15 protein-coding genes and 1 pseudogene are annotated in these 16081 nt (G+C 56.9%); 3 read left to right on the forward strand and 13 right to left on the reverse strand.

Features of this window, described 5'->3' with window-relative positions:
- Nucleotides 1-52 precede the first annotated feature (52 nt).
- Nucleotides 53-451 (forward strand): sigma factor-binding protein Crl, encoded by a 399-nt coding sequence (crl, locus tag L2I46_RS25070; protein ID WP_002889793.1) that lies wholly within the window; start codon nucleotides 53-55, stop codon nucleotides 449-451.
- 97 nt (nucleotides 452-548) lie between these two features.
- On the opposite strand, the gene csiR is transcribed toward crl, so the two are convergent.
- The 6 genes from csiR to glaH form a co-directional block, all read right to left on the reverse strand.
- Complete coding sequence (csiR, locus tag L2I46_RS25075; protein ID WP_236948297.1) at nucleotides 549-1241, reverse strand: DNA-binding transcriptional regulator CsiR; 693 nt, start codon at nucleotides 1239-1241, stop codon at nucleotides 549-551.
- Nucleotides 1242-1286: 45 nt separating this feature from the next.
- A complete protein-coding gene (gene gabP / locus L2I46_RS25080; RefSeq protein ID WP_032453065.1) occupies nucleotides 1287-2687 on the reverse strand; it encodes a GABA permease in 1401 nt (466 codons plus the stop codon).
- A 135-nt stretch (nucleotides 2688-2822) separates the two neighbouring features.
- The gene (gene gabT, locus L2I46_RS25085) at nucleotides 2823-4106 is read right to left on the reverse strand and encodes a 4-aminobutyrate--2-oxoglutarate transaminase (protein WP_032453043.1); all 1284 of its coding nucleotides are present in this window, start codon (nucleotides 4104-4106) and stop codon (nucleotides 2823-2825) included.
- Between the two features lie 12 nt (nucleotides 4107-4118).
- The gene (gene gabD / locus L2I46_RS25090) at nucleotides 4119-5567 is read right to left on the reverse strand and encodes an NADP-dependent succinate-semialdehyde dehydrogenase (protein WP_023288516.1); all 1449 of its coding nucleotides are present in this window, start codon (nucleotides 5565-5567) and stop codon (nucleotides 4119-4121) included.
- Nucleotides 5568-5590: 23 nt separating this feature from the next.
- Nucleotides 5591-6859 (reverse strand): L-2-hydroxyglutarate oxidase, encoded by a 1269-nt coding sequence (gene lhgO / locus L2I46_RS25095; RefSeq protein WP_048296770.1) that lies wholly within the window; start codon nucleotides 6857-6859, stop codon nucleotides 5591-5593.
- Between the two features lie 27 nt (nucleotides 6860-6886).
- The gene (gene glaH, locus L2I46_RS25100) at nucleotides 6887-7864 is read right to left on the reverse strand and encodes a glutarate dioxygenase GlaH (RefSeq protein WP_048334107.1); all 978 of its coding nucleotides are present in this window, start codon (nucleotides 7862-7864) and stop codon (nucleotides 6887-6889) included.
- A gap of 466 nt (nucleotides 7865-8330) precedes the next feature.
- Here glaH and L2I46_RS25105 point away from each other — a divergent pair, with 466 nt between their 5' ends.
- Nucleotides 8331-8588 (forward strand): YjhX family toxin, encoded by a 258-nt coding sequence (locus L2I46_RS25105; RefSeq protein ID WP_032453046.1) that lies wholly within the window; start codon nucleotides 8331-8333, stop codon nucleotides 8586-8588.
- Between the two features lie 57 nt (nucleotides 8589-8645).
- Complete coding sequence (locus L2I46_RS25110) at nucleotides 8646-9395, forward strand: SAM-dependent methyltransferase (protein ID WP_050533125.1); 750 nt, start codon at nucleotides 8646-8648, stop codon at nucleotides 9393-9395.
- A 40-nt stretch (nucleotides 9396-9435) separates the two neighbouring features.
- On the opposite strand, the gene L2I46_RS25115 is transcribed toward L2I46_RS25110, so the two are convergent.
- From L2I46_RS25115 to L2I46_RS25145, 7 genes and pseudogenes are all read right to left on the reverse strand, one after another.
- Nucleotides 9436-10074, reverse strand: coding sequence for a glutathione S-transferase family protein (locus L2I46_RS25115; protein ID WP_236948298.1), 639 nt, complete (start codon nucleotides 10072-10074; stop codon nucleotides 9436-9438).
- A 217-nt stretch (nucleotides 10075-10291) separates the two neighbouring features.
- Nucleotides 10292-11554: a PTS galactitol transporter subunit IIC gene (locus L2I46_RS25120; RefSeq protein WP_023288522.1), complete on the reverse strand. Its 1263-nt coding sequence runs from the start codon at nucleotides 11552-11554 to the stop codon at nucleotides 10292-10294.
- An 88-nt stretch (nucleotides 11555-11642) separates the two neighbouring features.
- A complete protein-coding gene (locus L2I46_RS25125; protein ID WP_110211673.1) occupies nucleotides 11643-12638 on the reverse strand; it encodes a 2-hydroxyacid dehydrogenase in 996 nt (331 codons plus the stop codon).
- 16 nt (nucleotides 12639-12654) lie between these two features.
- A complete protein-coding gene (locus L2I46_RS25130; protein ID WP_236948299.1) occupies nucleotides 12655-13416 on the reverse strand; it encodes an SDR family NAD(P)-dependent oxidoreductase in 762 nt (253 codons plus the stop codon).
- Between the two features lie 11 nt (nucleotides 13417-13427).
- The gene (locus L2I46_RS25135) at nucleotides 13428-14966 is read right to left on the reverse strand and encodes an FGGY-family carbohydrate kinase (RefSeq protein WP_048296783.1); all 1539 of its coding nucleotides are present in this window, start codon (nucleotides 14964-14966) and stop codon (nucleotides 13428-13430) included.
- 20 nt (nucleotides 14967-14986) lie between these two features.
- Nucleotides 14987-15538 carry a glycerol-3-phosphate responsive antiterminator gene (locus tag L2I46_RS25140; protein WP_102002173.1) on the reverse strand — a complete coding sequence of 184 codons (552 nt, stop codon included), beginning with the start codon at nucleotides 15536-15538 and terminating at the stop codon, nucleotides 14987-14989.
- A gap of 14 nt (nucleotides 15539-15552) precedes the next feature.
- Nucleotides 15553-16002 (reverse strand): annotated as a pseudogene (locus tag L2I46_RS25145) (class I fructose-bisphosphate aldolase); the annotation flags it as partial.
- Nucleotides 16003-16081: the final 79 nt, after the last annotated feature.

Raw genomic sequence — 16081 nt, forward strand, 5'->3', positions numbered from 1 at the left:
TGCTAAATTCTATTGGTTTGGTAAAACAGTTGCATCACTAAAGGAGATCGCAATGACGTTACCGAGTGGACACCTGAAAAGTAAGTTGATCAAGAAATTCACGGCGCTAGGGCCTTACATTCGCGAAGAGCAGTGCCATGACAACCGTTTCTTTTTCGATTGCCTGGCAGTTTGCGTCAACGTTAAGCCCGCACCGGAGAAGCGTGAATTCTGGGGCTGGTGGATGGAAATGGAAGCACAAGAGTCACGTTTCACCTATAGCTACCAGTTTGGCCTGTTCAATAAAGAAGGGTCATGGCAGGCGGTCGACATTGACGACCCGGAAGTGAGCGACAGACTGGAAAAAACGCTGCGCGAGTTTCACGAGCGCGCCGCAGCGCTGCTGACCACCTTTAATCTGAAGCTGGAACCGGCCGACGATTTCAGCGAGCCGGTTCGCCTGCGCGCCTGATTGATCTACAGATACGATTTCTCCACGCCCGTGCGGCGTGGAGGAGCGTGACGAAGGCTTTGCCGCCCCACCCGCACTCACCACCCCGCCACCTGACTCACACTGCCTGCGGCTGCAGCTTGCCGGCCATCGCCTGCTGAATAATCGGGATCGGCGTCAGTAAGTGCTCGCGCATCAGCGCGCTGGCCTGCTCGGCGTCGCGCGCCAGAATAGCGTCCACCAGGGTCTGATGCTGGACATGCTTATCTTCCAGCATCTCCACCGACAGGACGGTGGTGCGCAGCCAGATAAAACGGTAGCGGGCCGCCAGATCGAAGAGCCGCTCGCGCATTTGCAGCAGATACTGCGAACCGCAGCCGGCGACGATGGCGGTGTGAAACGCCTGGTGGCGCTGGTCCCACTCATCGAGTAAGCGCTCACTTGCCTCGCACGACTCCAGCTTGTTGAGCAGATGGGCGCGGGCCAGCAGCTCCGCCTCCCACTCATCGCTGCCGCGCTCGATGGCGAGGCGCACCAGCATGGCTTCCATGTTGGCGCGCGCGTCGAAGATATCGAGAAGCTCCTGTTCCGACATGGGCGCCACCCGATAGCCTTTCTGATTGACCACCGTCACCAGCCGCTCGGCCACCAGCTGCGAAAGCGCCTCGCGCAGCGGACCGACCCCCAGGGCATAGCGCGAGGTCAACAGGCTCATCCGCAGCTTCTCATCGGGTTGGTAGACCCCGCGGATGATGTCGTTTTTTAACCAACGGTACCCGTCAATGGCCGTCGCCTGGGAAATGGCGGTCATGATCTTACTCCTGAATACTCTTCCCGGCGGGGGCCGGGAACAGGGTTAACGCGTATTTTGCAGCGGCAGTTTTTGCCACAATACCAGCTTTTTCCAGCGCGACATAATCGGTACCGTACAAATAATTCCCAATGCTAACAGGCCGGTAGAGATCACCTCCAGCTGCTGCGCCGGACGGAACAGCATCACCACCAGCACGAAGGTGATAAAGGCGATCACCAGCCATGTCAGGTACGGATAGAGCCACATTCTGAGACGGATCTCGCCGCCTTGCGCCTGAAGGATTTTACGCATCCGCAGTTGCGAAACGGCAATCACCAGATAGACCAGCAGGGCGATGGCGCCGGAGCTGTCGATGAGGAATTTAAACACCTTGGCTGGCGCGTAGTAGTTCACCACCACGGTGAGGAACGCCGCGCCGGTGGAGAGGAGCACCGCCACGTACGGCGTTTTGCTGCGGTTGGTCCGCCCCATGAAGGCCGGCGCATCGCCGCGGCGGCTCAGGGAGTAGAGCATCCGCGAGGCGGTATACAGCGCCGAGTTCAGACAGCTGGTGACCGACAGGAGGATCACGCCGTCCATAATCAGCTTGGCATAGGGAATATGCAGCAGCTCGAGCACCGAGCGGTAGGAGCCGATGCTCTTCAGCCCCGGCATATTCCATGGGATGAGGGCGACGACGATAAAGATCGAGCACAGATAAAAAATAGAGATACGCCAGATCACCGAGTTGGTGGCGCGCACGATATGTTTATCCGGGGTATCCGATTCGGCGGCGGCAATAGTGACAATCTCCGCGCCCATAAATGAGAACATGGTGATCAGCATCGCGCTCAGCACCGCGCCGAAGCCGTTGGGCATAAAGCCGCCGTGATCCCACAGACGCGAAATGCCGCTCACTTCGGCATACGGATAAAAGCCGGTAATGGCGACCGCGCCCAGTATGATAAACGCCAGAATAGCGACCACTTTGCACAGCGCCAGCCAGAACTCGAATTCACCGTAGTTTTTGACGCTCAGCAGGTTACTGCCGGTGAGGGCGAGGGTGATGACCAGAGAGAACAGCCACACCGGGACGCCCGGCACCCATGAATGCAAAATAATCGCCGCGATATTGGCTTCCAGCGGAATAACCAATACCCAAAACCACCAGTACAGCCAGCCGATGGTATACCCCGCCCAGCGGCCGATGGCTTTATCGGCGTAGGTGGAAAAGGAGCCGGTATCCGGCGTGGCGACCGCCATTTCGGCCAGCATACGCATAATCATCACCACCAGTAGCCCGGCAAACAGATAGGCCAGCAGCACCGCCGGGCCCGCCTCGGCAATGGCGACGCTGGATCCGACAAATAAACTCGCGCCGATCACCCCGGCGATAGATAACATCGTGACGTGGCGCGACTTCAGCCCCGCCCCTAAATCCTGTGATTGCGACAGTTGCCCCATCATTTACCCTCTCGAAGTGTGTCACCTGGGAGAGCGCCCCGACATTCCCGCGCCGGGGCACGCGTATTATTGTTGTTTTGCAGGTCTCGTCTTTATTCCCTTACTAACGTACTTCGTGTCCGCATGTCTGGTGTGCTATGCCTGTTTCGCCTCGGTAAAGCAGTCGGCGATGATCTTCAGCCCCTGCTCGATCTGCGCCTCTTCGATGGTCAGCGGCACCAGGATGCGCAGCACGTTGTAGTACGGCCCGCAGGAGAGCAGGATCAGGCCTTTGTCGCGCGCCCGGGCGACAATATCCGCCGTCAGCCTGGCGTTCGGCCTGCTGTGGTCGCCCTCTTCAAACAGCTCAATGGCGATCATCGCTCCCAGACCGCGCACGTCGCCGATCTCCGGATGATCTTCAGCGATCGCCAGCAGGCCCTGGCGCAGGGTATCGCCGAGCTGGTTGGCTTTTTCCAGCAGATTCTCCTGCTCGAAAATCTGCAATACCGCCAGGGCGGCGGCGCAGGCGATGGGGTTGCCGGCGTAGGTGCCGCCCAGTCCGCCCGGGGCGATGGCGTCCATCACCTCCGCGCGGCCGGTGACGCCCGCCAGCGGGAAACCGCCGGCGATAGATTTGGCGAAGGTGGTGATATCCGCCGCGACGCCCATCTGCTCCATGGCGAACAGGGTACCGGTGCGGCCCGCGCCGCTCTGTACTTCATCGGCGATGAGCATAATGCCGTGCTCGTCGCACAGGGCGCGCAGGCGCTGCATAAAGGCCGGGGAGGCGGCATAGAATCCGCCTTCACCCTGCACCGGCTCGATAATGATGGCGGCGATATCTTCCGGCGCGGCATCGTTTTTGAAGATGCGATGGATGCTGGCGATCGCCTCGTCATCGCTGACGCCGTGCAGCGCGCACGGATAGAGGGCGCGATAGACGTGACCCGGCATTAAGCCCATACCGGCGGAGTATGGATTCACTTTACCGGTCAGCGACAGGGTGTAGTGAGTGCGGCCGTGATAGGCGCCGGTGAAGGCGATCGCGCCGCTGCGCCCGGTTGCCGCGCGGGCGATCTTCACTGCGTTCTCCACCGCTTCCGACCCGGTGGTCACCAGCAGGGTTTTCTTGGCGAAATCACCAGGCACCTTCTGGTTCATCTTTTCGCACAGCGCCAGGTAGGGCTCGTAGGCGAGCACCTGGAAGCAGGTATGGGACAGCTTTTTCAGCTGGTCCTCCACGGCGGCGACAATCTGCGGATGCAGGTGGCCGGTATTGAGCACCGCGATACCGCCGGCAAAATCGAGATATTCCCGCCCTTCGACGTCCCACACCCGGCAGTTTTCCGCGCGCTCGGCGAAGACAGGATGGATCTGGCCGACGCCGCGCGGGACCGCGTCGTTGCGACGCGCCATCATTGCTTTATTGCTGTTCATCCGTCACTCCTGTTAAAGGCCAATACACATGTATTTGATTTCTAAGTAGTCTTCGATGCCGTACTTCGACCCTTCGCGGCCGAGGCCGGAGGCCTTAACGCCGCCGAACGGAGCGACTTCGGTGGAGATAATTCCGGTATTGATGCCGATGATGCCGTACTCCAGCGCTTCGCCGACGCGGAACACACGGCTCAGATCGCGGGCGTAGAAATAGGCGGCGAGACCGAACTCGGTATCGTTGGCCTGGGCAATGACGTCGGCTTCATCTTTAAAGCGGAACAGCGGGGCCAGCGGGCCGAAGGTCTCCTCTTTCGCCACTTTGGCGCTGTCGGGCACGTTGACCAGGATGGTGGGCTGGAAGAAGTTGCCGCCCAGGGCGTGCGGTTTGCCGCCGGTGACCACCTTTGCGCCTTTGGCGATGGCGTCGGCAATGTGTTCTTCAACTTTGGCGACGGCTTTCTCGTCGATCAGCGGGCCGGTCGTGACGCCCTCCTGCAGGCCGTCGCCGATGCGCAGTTTTTCCACCGCCTGCTGCAGCTTCTCGGCGAAACGGTCATACACCCCGTCCTGGACGTACAGGCGGTTGGCGCAGACGCAGGTTTGCCCGGCGTTGCGGAACTTCGACGCCAGCGCCCCCTCGACGGCTTTATCGAGATCGGCATCGTCGAAGACGATAAACGGCGCGTTGCCGCCCAGCTCCAGGGAGACTTTTTTGATATCTTTCGCGCACTGCTCCATCAGCTGGCGGCCAATCTCGGTCGAGCCGGTAAAGGAGAGCTTGCGTACCAGCGGGTTGCTGGTCAGTTCGCCGCCGACCGCGCCGGCTGAGCCGGTGACGACGTTGAACACCCCGGCGGGGATCCCGGCGCGATTCGCCAGTTCGGCCAGCGCCAGCGCGGAAAACGGCGTCTGGCTGGCCGGTTTCAGGACCATGGTGCAGCCCGCGGCCAGCGCCGGGCCCGCTTTGCGGGTGATCATCGCCGCCGGGAAGTTCCACGGGGTGATGGCGGCGGTGACGCCGATGGGCTGCTTAATCACCAGCAGGCGCTTGTCGGCCTGGTGGCCCGGAATGGTGTCGCCGTAAATGCGTTTACCTTCTTCGGCGAACCATTCAATAAAGGAGGCGGCGTAGCTGATTTCGCCTTTGGCTTCCGCCAGCGGTTTCCCCTGTTCGAGGGTCATCAGACGGGCGAGATCGTCCTGGTTCTCCAGCATGAGATCGAACCAGCGGCGCAGAATATTCGCCCGCTCTTTGGCGGTGAGGGCGCGCCAGGCGGGAAGGGCGCGGTTAGCGGCTTCGATCGCTTGTCGGGTTTCGTCAGCGCCCATTTTCGGCACGCTGCCGAGCTGCTCGCCGTTGGCGGGGTTGGTCACCGCAATCACGTCGCCGTTGGGCGCATCGCGCCACTGACCATCAATCAGCGCCTGCTGGCGAAACAGAGTCATATCGTTGAGTTGCATAATCGCTTCCTGTCTTCAGGGGGTTAACGGGTAAAAGCGGCGTGTAGTGTCTCCACGCTACGTGCCGCACGCAGCGTGCGTCCGGGATTGCTCTGGCTGGCCAGCAGGGTCTGCACCTTGCTGACGATATGCGCGCCGATCGGGATAGCCGACGTCGCCGCGGGTGACGGCGCGTTACAGGTGTGAATGGAACGCGCGGTGGTGACGAAGAGAAAATCGTCGATCAGTTTGCCCTGCGGCGATACCGCCTGCGCCCGCACGCCGGCCGGCCACGGGCGCAAATCGCTTAATGTCAGGCTCGGGCAGTATTTCTGCACCAGCCGCAGATAGCCGCTTCGGCACAGCGAATTTTTCATTTCGCCCAGCCCGGAGCGCAGGTTGTTTTGCAGTACCCGGCGAATGCCGGGCGAGGTGAGGATCTCCAGGGTATCGGCCAGCGAAATATCGCGCTTGCGATAGCCTTCGCGCTTCAGGGCCAGCACGGCGTTGGGGCCGACGGTGACGCTGCCGTCGATCATGCGGGTCAGGTGGACGCCGAGGAACGGCATCGCCGGATCGGGGATCGGATAGATCAGATGGTTGACGATCTGATTGTGCTGCGGAGCGAGCTGGAAATACTCCCCGCGGAACGGGCAGATGATAAACCCGGGATCGACGCCGAGCATTTTCACCAGTCGATCGGCCATCAGTCCGGAACAGGTAATCAGCGTCGAGGCCTCATACTCGCCGCCCTGGCGGGTGTGGACGACCACGCCGCTGGCATGTTCTTTCAGGGCGCTGACTTCGGCGTTGTAGACGATGGCGCCGCCTTTCGATTCGAAGTTCTTCGCCATCGCCGCCGCCACGTCGCGGTAGCTGACGATGCCGCTGGAAGGGACGAAGATCCCGCCGAGTCCGCTGATGTTCGGTTCGCGCTCGCGCAGCTCCCCGGCGCTCAGCCATTCCCGCTGCAGGCCGTTGGCGGCGGTGCGATCCCACAGGGCGCGCATCCGCTCCATCTCCAGCGGCGAGGTGGCGACCAGCATCTTGCCGCAGACGTCGTAGCGGATGCCGTTCTGCTCGCAAAAGGCCTTGGTAGCGCGGTTGCCGGCGAGGCAAAACTGCGCCTTGAGGCTGCCGGGCGTGTAGTACACCCCGGCGTGGATCACGCCGCTGTTATGGCCGGTCTGATGGCAGGCCGGGCCGGCCTCTTTTTCCAGCAGCGCAATGCGGGCGTCCGGGTAAATCTCAATTAACTGCATGGCGGTCGACATGCCGATGATGCCGCCGCCGATAATCACGAAATCATACATCCGCTCAATTCCTTCGCCTGAAAACCCTTATTGATGAGTCTGGTAATGATTTGTGGAATACGCAAAGTAGCCGCGCTGGCGCATCAGCTCGCGGCGCAGGTCCGGGTGCGGCGTAAAGCGGTCGCGGCCGTGCAGCCAGAACAGGTTGTTTATCAACAGAAATTTGCCTACCGGAACCGGTACAGAAAGAATGTTTTTGCTGGTTTCCAGCGCGTCGGAGAGGCGGCTCAGCCAGGTGCCTTCTTCGAAATCTTTCGGCTGGACGAACTGGTCGATATAGCGCATCACCGGGCGACCTAACTGGTCGACGTCGAATACCGGGTGGAAGACATCTTTGCTGACGTTTTTGCTCGGCGGCGCGGCCCAGCGCATCGGGCGGCGGGCGAGCGGGTCGCGGAAGAATTCGTCGAGGTGCTCCCAGTCGTCGAGATGCAGCAGCAGGGAATTGCCGCCCTGCATGTTCTGCTCGTCGATCTTCATCATCAGCACATAGTCGGTTTGCTCTTCGACGTAGGTGCCGTCGTTGTGCAGCTCCATCACCCGGTGCGGCTGGCGCAGATAGCTGTCGGAGTTATCGACGTTTTTCACCACGAAACGGGCGTAATACTGGCCGCTCATGGCGTCGAAATTGGAACGGCCAATCAGGTGCGCCACGGCGGTGGCCAGCTTGACCATCTCCTCGGCCTGGCTGACGTGATCGATCCCTTCGCCGTTGATCAGCAGCGCGCCTTCCGCGCGGTCGAGCAGCGTTTTGATCAGCAGCGGCTGCAGCTGGTTGCCGCACAGATCGTCGAGGATCTTGCCCACCTGAAAGCGTAAGAAAGATTTGTACTCCAGCGCCTGCACCGGCCACTGCGCGACCTGCTGCAGAAACTGGGCGGTGGTGTCGGCGGAAAAGGTGAGCTCCAGCAGGCGCGGCGACTGGGCGGAAGGGGCGACGGTAAAGCCAGGGAAGTGTTGAGCTAACGGCGCGGATGTCGGTTTTACTGCGGTCAGGGCGTTCATCAGGATCGTTCCTCGCAATGGAATGGAAGGTCAGGGTGATGTTCATTTCGTAGCCATAAATTAAAAATATCTACATTTTTATAAAATGCGTACGAAATGGCCTTTTTGTTTCTATTTTGTGATCTGCCAACAATTATTTAACAATGCGAGAGAGATAAGGCGGTGGTTAACGTTGAGGAACAAAGCGGGTGGCGGAAAAGGCAAAATGCCGGGAAGGCTGAGGGTAAATCATAACGCCGATCACAGTTTTTAATCTGTGCAATACCCTTACCAGATGAAGGTGTTAACATTCAGCCGGTAAATACCTTTCAATGCTCACCGAGGCTTCGATGCTGGAGAATGTCATTATCAGATAATCAGCTTCCCGACCTGCCCAGGCCGGACTGATTATCGCTGCGCTTAAACCTTACGCACACACCTGCGGGTGTAGGCATGTTTTCGCACATGATAATGAACAGGTTTCAGTATGAATTTATCCCGTCAGGAACAACGGACCTTACACGTACTCGCCAAAGGTGGCCGTATTGCGCACGTCCGCGATACCTCCGGCCGCATTACCGCCGTCGAATGCTACACCCGGGAAGGGCTGTTGCTGAGCGACTGCACCCTCGCGGTCTTCAAAAAGCTCAAAACCAAAAAGCTGATTAAGTCGGTGAATGGCCAGCCGTACCGGATCAACACCACCGGTTTGACCAACGTTCGCGCGCAGGCGGACAACCGCTGATACAGCGACCCGGGCAGGGTCGCTGCCCGGGCGTATGGCTCTCAAGGAGAAAAACCCATGATCGATATCCCTCGCATTTTTACTATCAGTGAAAGCGAACACCGTATTCATAACCCTTTTACCCCGGAAAAGTACGCCACGCTGGGGCGGGCGCTGCGAATGGCGCCGGGCGCTTCCATTCTTGACCTCGGCAGCGGCTCCGGAGAGATGCTCTGTAGCTGGGCGCGCGATCATCAGATCGTCGGCACCGGGGTGGACATGAGCCTGCTGTTCAGCCAGCAGGCGGCCGCCCGGGCAGAGGCGCTCGGGGTGAGCGACCGGGTGACCTTTGTGCACCAGGATGCCAGCGGGTATGTCGCCAGTCAGCCGTGCGATATTGCCGCCTGCGTGGGGGCAACGTGGATCGGCGGCGGCGTGGCAGGCACGATTGCGCTGCTGAAGCAGAGCCTTAACCCAGGCGGTATGCTGCTGATCGGCGAGCCATGGTGGCGCAAACGCCCCGCCACGGCGGAAGAGGCGGTTGCCTGCGGCGCGCACTCTCCCGACGACTTCCTGACGCTGCCGGCGCTGGTCGCCCACTTCGGCGAACTGGGCTATGACGTAGTGGAGATGGTGCTGGCGGACCAGGAGGGCTGGGATCGTTATGAAGCGGCGAAATGGCTGACGATGCGCCGCTGGCTGGAGGCTAATCCGCACGATGACTTCGCGCCGGAGGTTCGCCAGCAGTTGACCACCGCGCCGCTGCACCATGTCACCTGGACCCGGGAATATCTCGGCTGGGGCGTGTTTGTCCTGATGGCGCGTTAACCAGCGTGTCGGTAGCGTCGGGAGGCGCTACCGACCATCTTCAGACCTTCAGCTCCTCGTAGCTGACCATGACGTGTTGGCGAAAGGCGGGCCGTGCGGTTAGCCGTGCATAATAGGCCGCAAGATGGGGGAGGGGACGACGGGTGATATCGATTGCAAAGTAGCGGTACAGCACATGACCAAACTGGATGTCGGCCAGGGTGAGCGTATCGCCCACCAGATAGCGACTGCCGGCGAGACGTGCCTCGGCAATCGCCAGCTTTTGCTCCAGGGCCGTCACCGCCGCGGCGATGGCCTGCGGATCCCGCTCGGCGGCGGGCGTGCGCACCACGCGCCAGAACACCGGCGCCGTAAAGCCGAGGGCAATATTCTGCTTTGACCACTCGGCCCAGCGATCAACCTCAGTACGAGCCAGCAGGTCGCCCGGCCAGAAGGCGTTGTCGGCGTAGCGGCTGGCTAAATAGCGAAGGATCGCGCCGGTTTCCCACAGCGGCGGATTATCGCCATCCTGCAGCACTGGCACCGTACGATTGGGATTGAGCTGATAAAACGCCTCGCTGTCGGTACCGCCATAGCGATGGCCCACGTCGAAGCGGAGATAGTCCAGCCCAAGCTCGCCAACACACCACATCAGCGCCTGCACGTTAGAGGAAGTTTTTCGGCCCCAGATAGTCAGCATCGGGATCTCCTGTGAACAGGGAAAGAAGGAGCATAGCAGGTAGGGTTGAAAACGGGAGGGGTCACAAAAGAAATGAGCCACCTCGCCGCGCAGGGGGCGGATGCGCTGGTCAGATGTTCAAACCAGGAGCGTCGCTGAGCCAGCTATTCAGCGCACAGAATGAGTGGTAGAAACAGAGGGCAACAGTTTGCCCTCTGTTTACTTAAGTGGTCTTGTACTAAGGTGTGGCGCTAAAAAACTCGCCAAATTTGACGGCCAGCCAGCCGACAGGCGTCGTGGCGCCGCCGACGATATTGGTGATCTCGGCCATCCCTTCCGGTACCGGAATATGTGAGTTCACCGCCGCCTGAGTATATTCTTGCGAAATGTCCGTCCCGACATACAGGATGCAGGTCACGATCAGGGTTCCGGTTATGAACATGCGGAACATATTTCGTTTACAGAACGGCGTGACCATTGCCAGCAGGAACATTAACGAAGCCAGATCGACAAAGGGCAGTACGCGGTTGCCGGGCAGAATGATAGACAGCACCACAGCCATAGGGATTAACAGCAGACCGGTCGCCAGTACCGAAGGTTCACCGATCAATAACGCCGTATCCATCCCGATGTAAAAATCGCGCCCCGGAAATTTAGCCTTCAGTTTTGCTTCAGCGGCATCACGAACAATCAACAATCCCTGCACCAGAATTTCAATCATTTTCGGCAGCAGCAGCATGGCGGCTGAAACCTTAATGGCCAGTGAAACGGCAGCGGAAATGTCATATCCAGCCAGGAAAGCCAACAGCAGTCCCAGCACAAACCCCAGGGTAAGAGGCTCGCCAAAAACGCCGAATTTTTTATTAATACTTTCCGGATCGAAATTGATTTTATTGATGAGCGGGATCTTATCAATGATGTAATTACAGGCAATGCCAAACGGCACGTAAGCTATACAGGTAAGATGTGGGAATGATATCCCTTTAAGATTATAGTTTTTTTGTAAATACGGCGCCGTTAAATCTGCGGCCAATAGCGTCAACACAAAAATAGCGAAAGTAATACCGACAGAAAGCCAGTAATTTCCCGTTCCGGCATAGACCACAGACCCCATGATCAGGAAAATCCAGTAATTAAAAATATCGATATTCACCGTTTTGGTTAATTTCAACAGAAGCATGGCCAGGTTGATGACGATAAAGCCCACCACGACGGGCAGCATCAGCGGCGAACCCCAGCCAATAGTCGATGCGGTAGGCCAACCGGTATCAACGACCGTTAACTGCAGGCCGATACGCTCAACCATCGCCTGCGATGCCGGGCCCAGGTTTGTCAGCAGCAGGCCAATCACCAGCCCCACCCCTTCAAAACCAATGCCGACCAGCATCCCTGCTTTAAATGCCGTACCGATTTTAACGCCAAAGCAAAGCGCGATAATAAAGAATATTACTGGCATCATTACTGATGCCCCCAGACTAATAATGCTGTTGATAATATCCATAATGATTCCTTAAAAGGCGGGCGAATTGGGCACGAGTTAACCCGTGCCCATTGGGCCCTGTTAATACCTTTAATGGTTCTTTTAGTATTTAACTGAGTTTCTTTAAAAGGATCTCAGCGAAGCGTTTGGGCGAATTACTGAATGCGTCAATGGTACTCCCGGCAATATGCGGCGTAATGGTCACGTTATTCAGGGTATAGAATGCACTGTCGTCAGGAAGCGGTTCGTCATCAAAGGTATCAAGCGCGGCGCCCATAATTTGCCCGGATCTGAGCGCATCAATCATCTCTTTTTCATTGATTAACCCGGAGCGTGCCGTGTTAACAATGATGGCACTGCGCTTCATCAGCGCGAAATGGTGTGCGTTAATCAGATTTTCGGTTTCCGGCGTCAGGCGAGCATGTAACGAGATAACGTCGGCGCGTTGTACCAGTTCGTCCAGTGAATCGACTTTCTCATAACATTCATGGCCTGCAACGTACTTATCGTAAAAGATAATCTCCGTGCCAAAGCCGCTGAGAAATCCCGCGACCAGTTGGGCAATATGGCCGAGGCCAACCAGCCCCACGACTTTTCCGCCAAGCTCCGGGATCGCCTGATGGTTCGGGCTGTCTTTACGCCAGTATTTGTCACGCAGGGCATCGTGTGACCGGGCGATATTGCGCATTTCCGCCAGGATCATGCCGACCGTGAATTCAGCGACGCTGCGAGCGTTACGCCCCGGGGTGTTCATCACCTCAACGCCCCGGGCGTTCGCCACCTCAAGATTCACGTTTTCCACGCCACCGCGGAGTACGCCTACATATTTCAGCGTGGGTAGTTTATCGAACACCGCAGTATTGACGGGGGCAAACTGAGTGATCAGGATGTCAATATCACCCGCTCCCTGAAGCAGATCTTCCGGTAAGGCCACGGCTTCCGCGCCTTCCTGTTCAACCCGCAGATTATCTTCCTGAAGTTTCTCAATGGAGTCATGTGACCACTCGCGTACTTCGACTTCAATCCCGTTATCCCTGAGCGCTTTCAGTCCTGATTCCATCATTGCTGCATTGATAAACAGATCGGCAATTGCCAGACATTTCATAATGATTCTCCCTCGATTAACGCATCAACATACCGCCGGTAACGTCCAGAGTTGCTCCCGTCATATAGCTGGTTTTAGGAGAAACCATGAAGACACCGATGTCGGCAATTTCCTGAGGCTGGGCCACGCGGCCCACCGGAATACGACTGACGTAATAGTCAGGGTTTTGCTCAATGTTCTTACGGATCATCGCAGTATCCATGATCCCGATGGCGATATTGTTCACATTGATTTTTTGTTTGGCGACTTCCCGCGCCAGAGAGATAGCAAAGGCGACCAGACCGGCCTTACTTGCCGCGTAGTGCGCATGTCCCGTCGTGGAGCCGTGGAACGCGGCCTGCGAGGTAATATTCAGAATGCTGCCCATCCGGTCATGCTGCAGGCAGTGATTTACAAATAGCTGGCTGAGATGGAAGATGGCTTTCAGATTGACATTCATCACCAGATCCCAGTCCTGCGGGCTGATCTCGGTGACGTAGCCGCTCAGCCAGATCCCGGCGTTATTCACCAGAATGTCGGCTTTGCCCAGTCTGTCGATACAGGTGGCAAACAGATTTTCCCGGCTCTGTTCGTCAGAGAGATCGGTTTTAACCGCGATGATCTCTACGTTCGCGCTGGCCTTCACCGTTTCGATCAGCCGTTCGGGATGCTCTTCTTCCCGCATATAGGTAAAGCAGATATTGACGCCTTCTTTGGCGAGAGAAAGAACAAACTCTTTCCCCAGGCCGGTTGCGCCGCCTGTCACGATGGCCGTACGATTCGTTAAATTCAGATCCATTTTTTCCTCACTTAGTGCGCAATGTAGTTGCTGCAGCTTTTCCACGGCGACTGCATTTCTGATAACAGGTTTTTATAAAGCTGGTATTTGGTCTGGTAGACCCGGTGATTTTCCGGATTAGGGGAGACGGTGCGTGAGACATGGACCATTTCGTTTGAGGCAGCAAATACCTCTGCAAACCAGCCCACCATGACGGCTGCGGTCATCGCGGTACCCAGGGTCCCGTGCTCTTTGACGTCAACGATTTCCAGCGTGGCCTGGAAGATATCGGCGAATATCTGTAGCCAGACCGGGGAGTTCGTGACACCGCCGGCAATACGAATTGTGCGGCTTAACTTCGGGTTAATATTGCGCAAGCGCTCGGTGTGGTAGAGATGGCTAAAGGCCACGCCCTCATAAATCGCCCGCAGAAAATGGGCTTTTTTATGAAAGCTGTTTACACCGATAAAGCCGGCCGAGGCGTCGGGAATGGTGTTAGAGCCAAACACGAACGGAAAGAACAGCAGGTGGCTTTCATCCGGCGTCGTTGACGAAACCAGCTTATTGCACAGGTCATAGACCGACGATCCTTGCTCGGCGGAGGTTTTCCGATCGCTCTCCATAAAGTTGTTAATAAACCACTCCAGGTTGCTCGCGGAGGTGGGGCTGGCCTCGGTGATGAGCCATTTACCCTCAATGGGATAAATGGAGGTCATAAACAGATCTTTATCAATAACCGGGTGGTCGGTAACGTATTCGTTTATGCTCCAGGTGCCGGTGACGATCGCCATCTTATCGAGACTGTTGATCCCCGAGGCAATGGAAGAGGCCGAGATATCAAACACCCCGCCAGAAACCGGCGTACCTGCGCATAAACCGGTCAGACGGGCGACATCGTCAGTGATTTTTCCGCAGCATTCCGTTGAGCGTTTGATGGGGGGCAATTTATCCCGCAGTTCATCAAGTCCCCACCATGCCAGTAGTTCATCGTCATACTTGCAGTCACGTACGTTGATCAGGTTGGTGCCTGAGATATCGGTCAGCTCAAGAAAAGCCTCTCCTGTCAGGTAAAAACGGATCAGGTCCTTGACCATAAAAATATAACGCGCTTTTTGCAGCGTCTCGGGCTCGAAGTCCTTCAGCCATGCCAGCAAGGCGACAGGTTGTCCGGCCCAGATGGACTGCATTGTTTTTGGCAAAATGTCGGTAAGGAATTCTGGCGAGCGTTGCCATCTCTCAACGTACTCTTTTGCCCGGCTGTCGGTGGATATAATGCCGTTACGCACCGGGTGACCTTCTTCGTCAACCAGATACAGACCGTTACCATGACCGGTGACGGCCACTCCTTTTATCTGGCTGGCATCAATACCTGATTGCTCAATCGCTTTTTTAATCACTTCGACATTCGCGGCCCACAGCTCATCGATACTGCGCTCTGTGTGGAATTCCCGGGGGGTCAGCATCTGCGTGGATTTTGAGGCGATCGCGAGAACCTGTCCTTTACGGTCATAGATGGCTGCCTTGGTGACGGTTCCACCATTGTCGATGCCCATGACGTATTCATCTTTCATTCGCGTGGACTCCTTATTGGTTACCATAAGCCGGGCTCGCTGGTGGTTATCCCTTTAAATCCGGCATGGAATATTTTATCTACAAGGTATTTGCGCTTAACAAAGCCTCCGGCGATGAATACCACATCAAAGCCTTTCAAATTTCGGCTAATCAACTCCAGACACTGGCAGGCATATTCAGCAGGTAAGATTTCAATTGCGTCCGGTGGACTGTGTTTAACAATATCGAGCGACTGATCAAGCGATCGCGAATCGATAAGTAAAACCCGATATATGGTCAGCAATCCCTCTTTTTTGGCGTAGCGTAGCGCGGAGAGATTGGAAGAAATAACACCATCAACCTTGTAATAATTTTTCAGTAGATTGATCCCCGCCTGATCCGGTTTGAAACCACCCAGTAATTCAAGGTGAACGAGGACCTTCTTACCGCTTTGATGGCATTTGCCAATTAGCGACTGCAGATTGCCGATATTCGCTTCGGATAGCAGCACATATTCTGACTGGCAGGTTAATGCTTTCTCAAAGTATTTATACTTCCTGATGGAAGGGATGATGGTGTTATTTGAAATCATATTAATTTCCGATGTTATTTAGCCATGTAGAGGCTGTATGCATCTTCCGCTGTTGCGTTTTCATGGATGATGGCATTCAGACCTGCTACCACTTTCGCCGGCTGCGGATCCTGGGTAATGTTTCGTCCCACAGCCACGCCTTTCGCACCCATCTGCATACAGTGCTGAACAAATTTGAAGTAACCATCGATGCCGGTTTTTGGCCCCCCTAAGGCAAGCACCGGCACGCCAGCAGCTTCAACGATCAGTCGGTCCTCTGGTGAACCGGTAAAACGCGTTTTGATGACGTCCGCGCCCAGCTCCACCGCTGCGCGGGCCGATGCAGCGATGATCGCCGGATTGTTAGAGTCATCGCTGGTGACGGGATAACCATACGGGAGCGATTCGACAATCAGCGGTACGTTCCAGCGATCCGCTGCCTGCGCGAGCTGCATCGCCATAATGTGGGTTTTTTCTTCATTGAAGGGGCTTTGTTGAATAAATCGAACTTTTGCTGAGTTGAAGGATCAGATCACGCATCCTCCCGACAACACAGACCATTCC

Origin of the sequence: Klebsiella sp. 2019SCSN059, from assembly GCF_021739525.1 — a bacterium.
GTDB classification, from domain to species: domain Bacteria; phylum Pseudomonadota; class Gammaproteobacteria; order Enterobacterales; family Enterobacteriaceae; genus Klebsiella; species Klebsiella quasipneumoniae.

Excerpts from the sequence above, each read along its gene's own strand:
- crl (WP_002889793.1), top strand. The coding sequence starts at position 53 with ATGACGTTACCGAGTGGACACCTGAAAAGTAAGTTGATCAAGAAATTC.
- csiR (WP_236948297.1), bottom strand. The coding sequence starts at position 1,241 with ATGACCGCCATTTCCCAGGCGACGGCCATTGACGGGTACCGTTGGTTA.
- gabP (WP_032453065.1), bottom strand. The coding sequence starts at position 2,687 with ATGGGGCAACTGTCGCAATCACAGGATTTAGGGGCGGGGCTGAAGTCG.
- gabT (WP_032453043.1), bottom strand. The coding sequence starts at position 4,106 with ATGAACAGCAATAAAGCAATGATGGCGCGTCGCAACGACGCGGTCCCG.
- gabD (WP_023288516.1), bottom strand. The coding sequence starts at position 5,567 with ATGCAACTCAACGATATGACTCTGTTTCGCCAGCAGGCGCTGATTGAT.
- lhgO (WP_048296770.1), bottom strand. The coding sequence starts at position 6,859 with ATGTATGATTTCGTGATTATCGGCGGCGGCATCATCGGCATGTCGACC.
- glaH (WP_048334107.1), bottom strand. The coding sequence starts at position 7,864 with ATGAACGCCCTGACCGCAGTAAAACCGACATCCGCGCCGTTAGCTCAA.
- L2I46_RS25105 (WP_032453046.1), top strand. The coding sequence starts at position 8,331 with ATGAATTTATCCCGTCAGGAACAACGGACCTTACACGTACTCGCCAAA.
- L2I46_RS25110 (WP_050533125.1), top strand. The coding sequence starts at position 8,646 with ATGATCGATATCCCTCGCATTTTTACTATCAGTGAAAGCGAACACCGT.
- L2I46_RS25115 (WP_236948298.1), bottom strand. The coding sequence starts at position 10,074 with ATGCTGACTATCTGGGGCCGAAAAACTTCCTCTAACGTGCAGGCGCTG.
- L2I46_RS25120 (WP_023288522.1), bottom strand. The coding sequence starts at position 11,554 with ATGGATATTATCAACAGCATTATTAGTCTGGGGGCATCAGTAATGATG.
- L2I46_RS25125 (WP_110211673.1), bottom strand. The coding sequence starts at position 12,638 with ATGAAATGTCTGGCAATTGCCGATCTGTTTATCAATGCAGCAATGATG.
- L2I46_RS25130 (WP_236948299.1), bottom strand. The coding sequence starts at position 13,416 with ATGGATCTGAATTTAACGAATCGTACGGCCATCGTGACAGGCGGCGCA.
- L2I46_RS25135 (WP_048296783.1), bottom strand. The coding sequence starts at position 14,966 with ATGAAAGATGAATACGTCATGGGCATCGACAATGGTGGAACCGTCACC.
- L2I46_RS25140 (WP_102002173.1), bottom strand. The coding sequence starts at position 15,538 with ATGATTTCAAATAACACCATCATCCCTTCCATCAGGAAGTATAAATAC.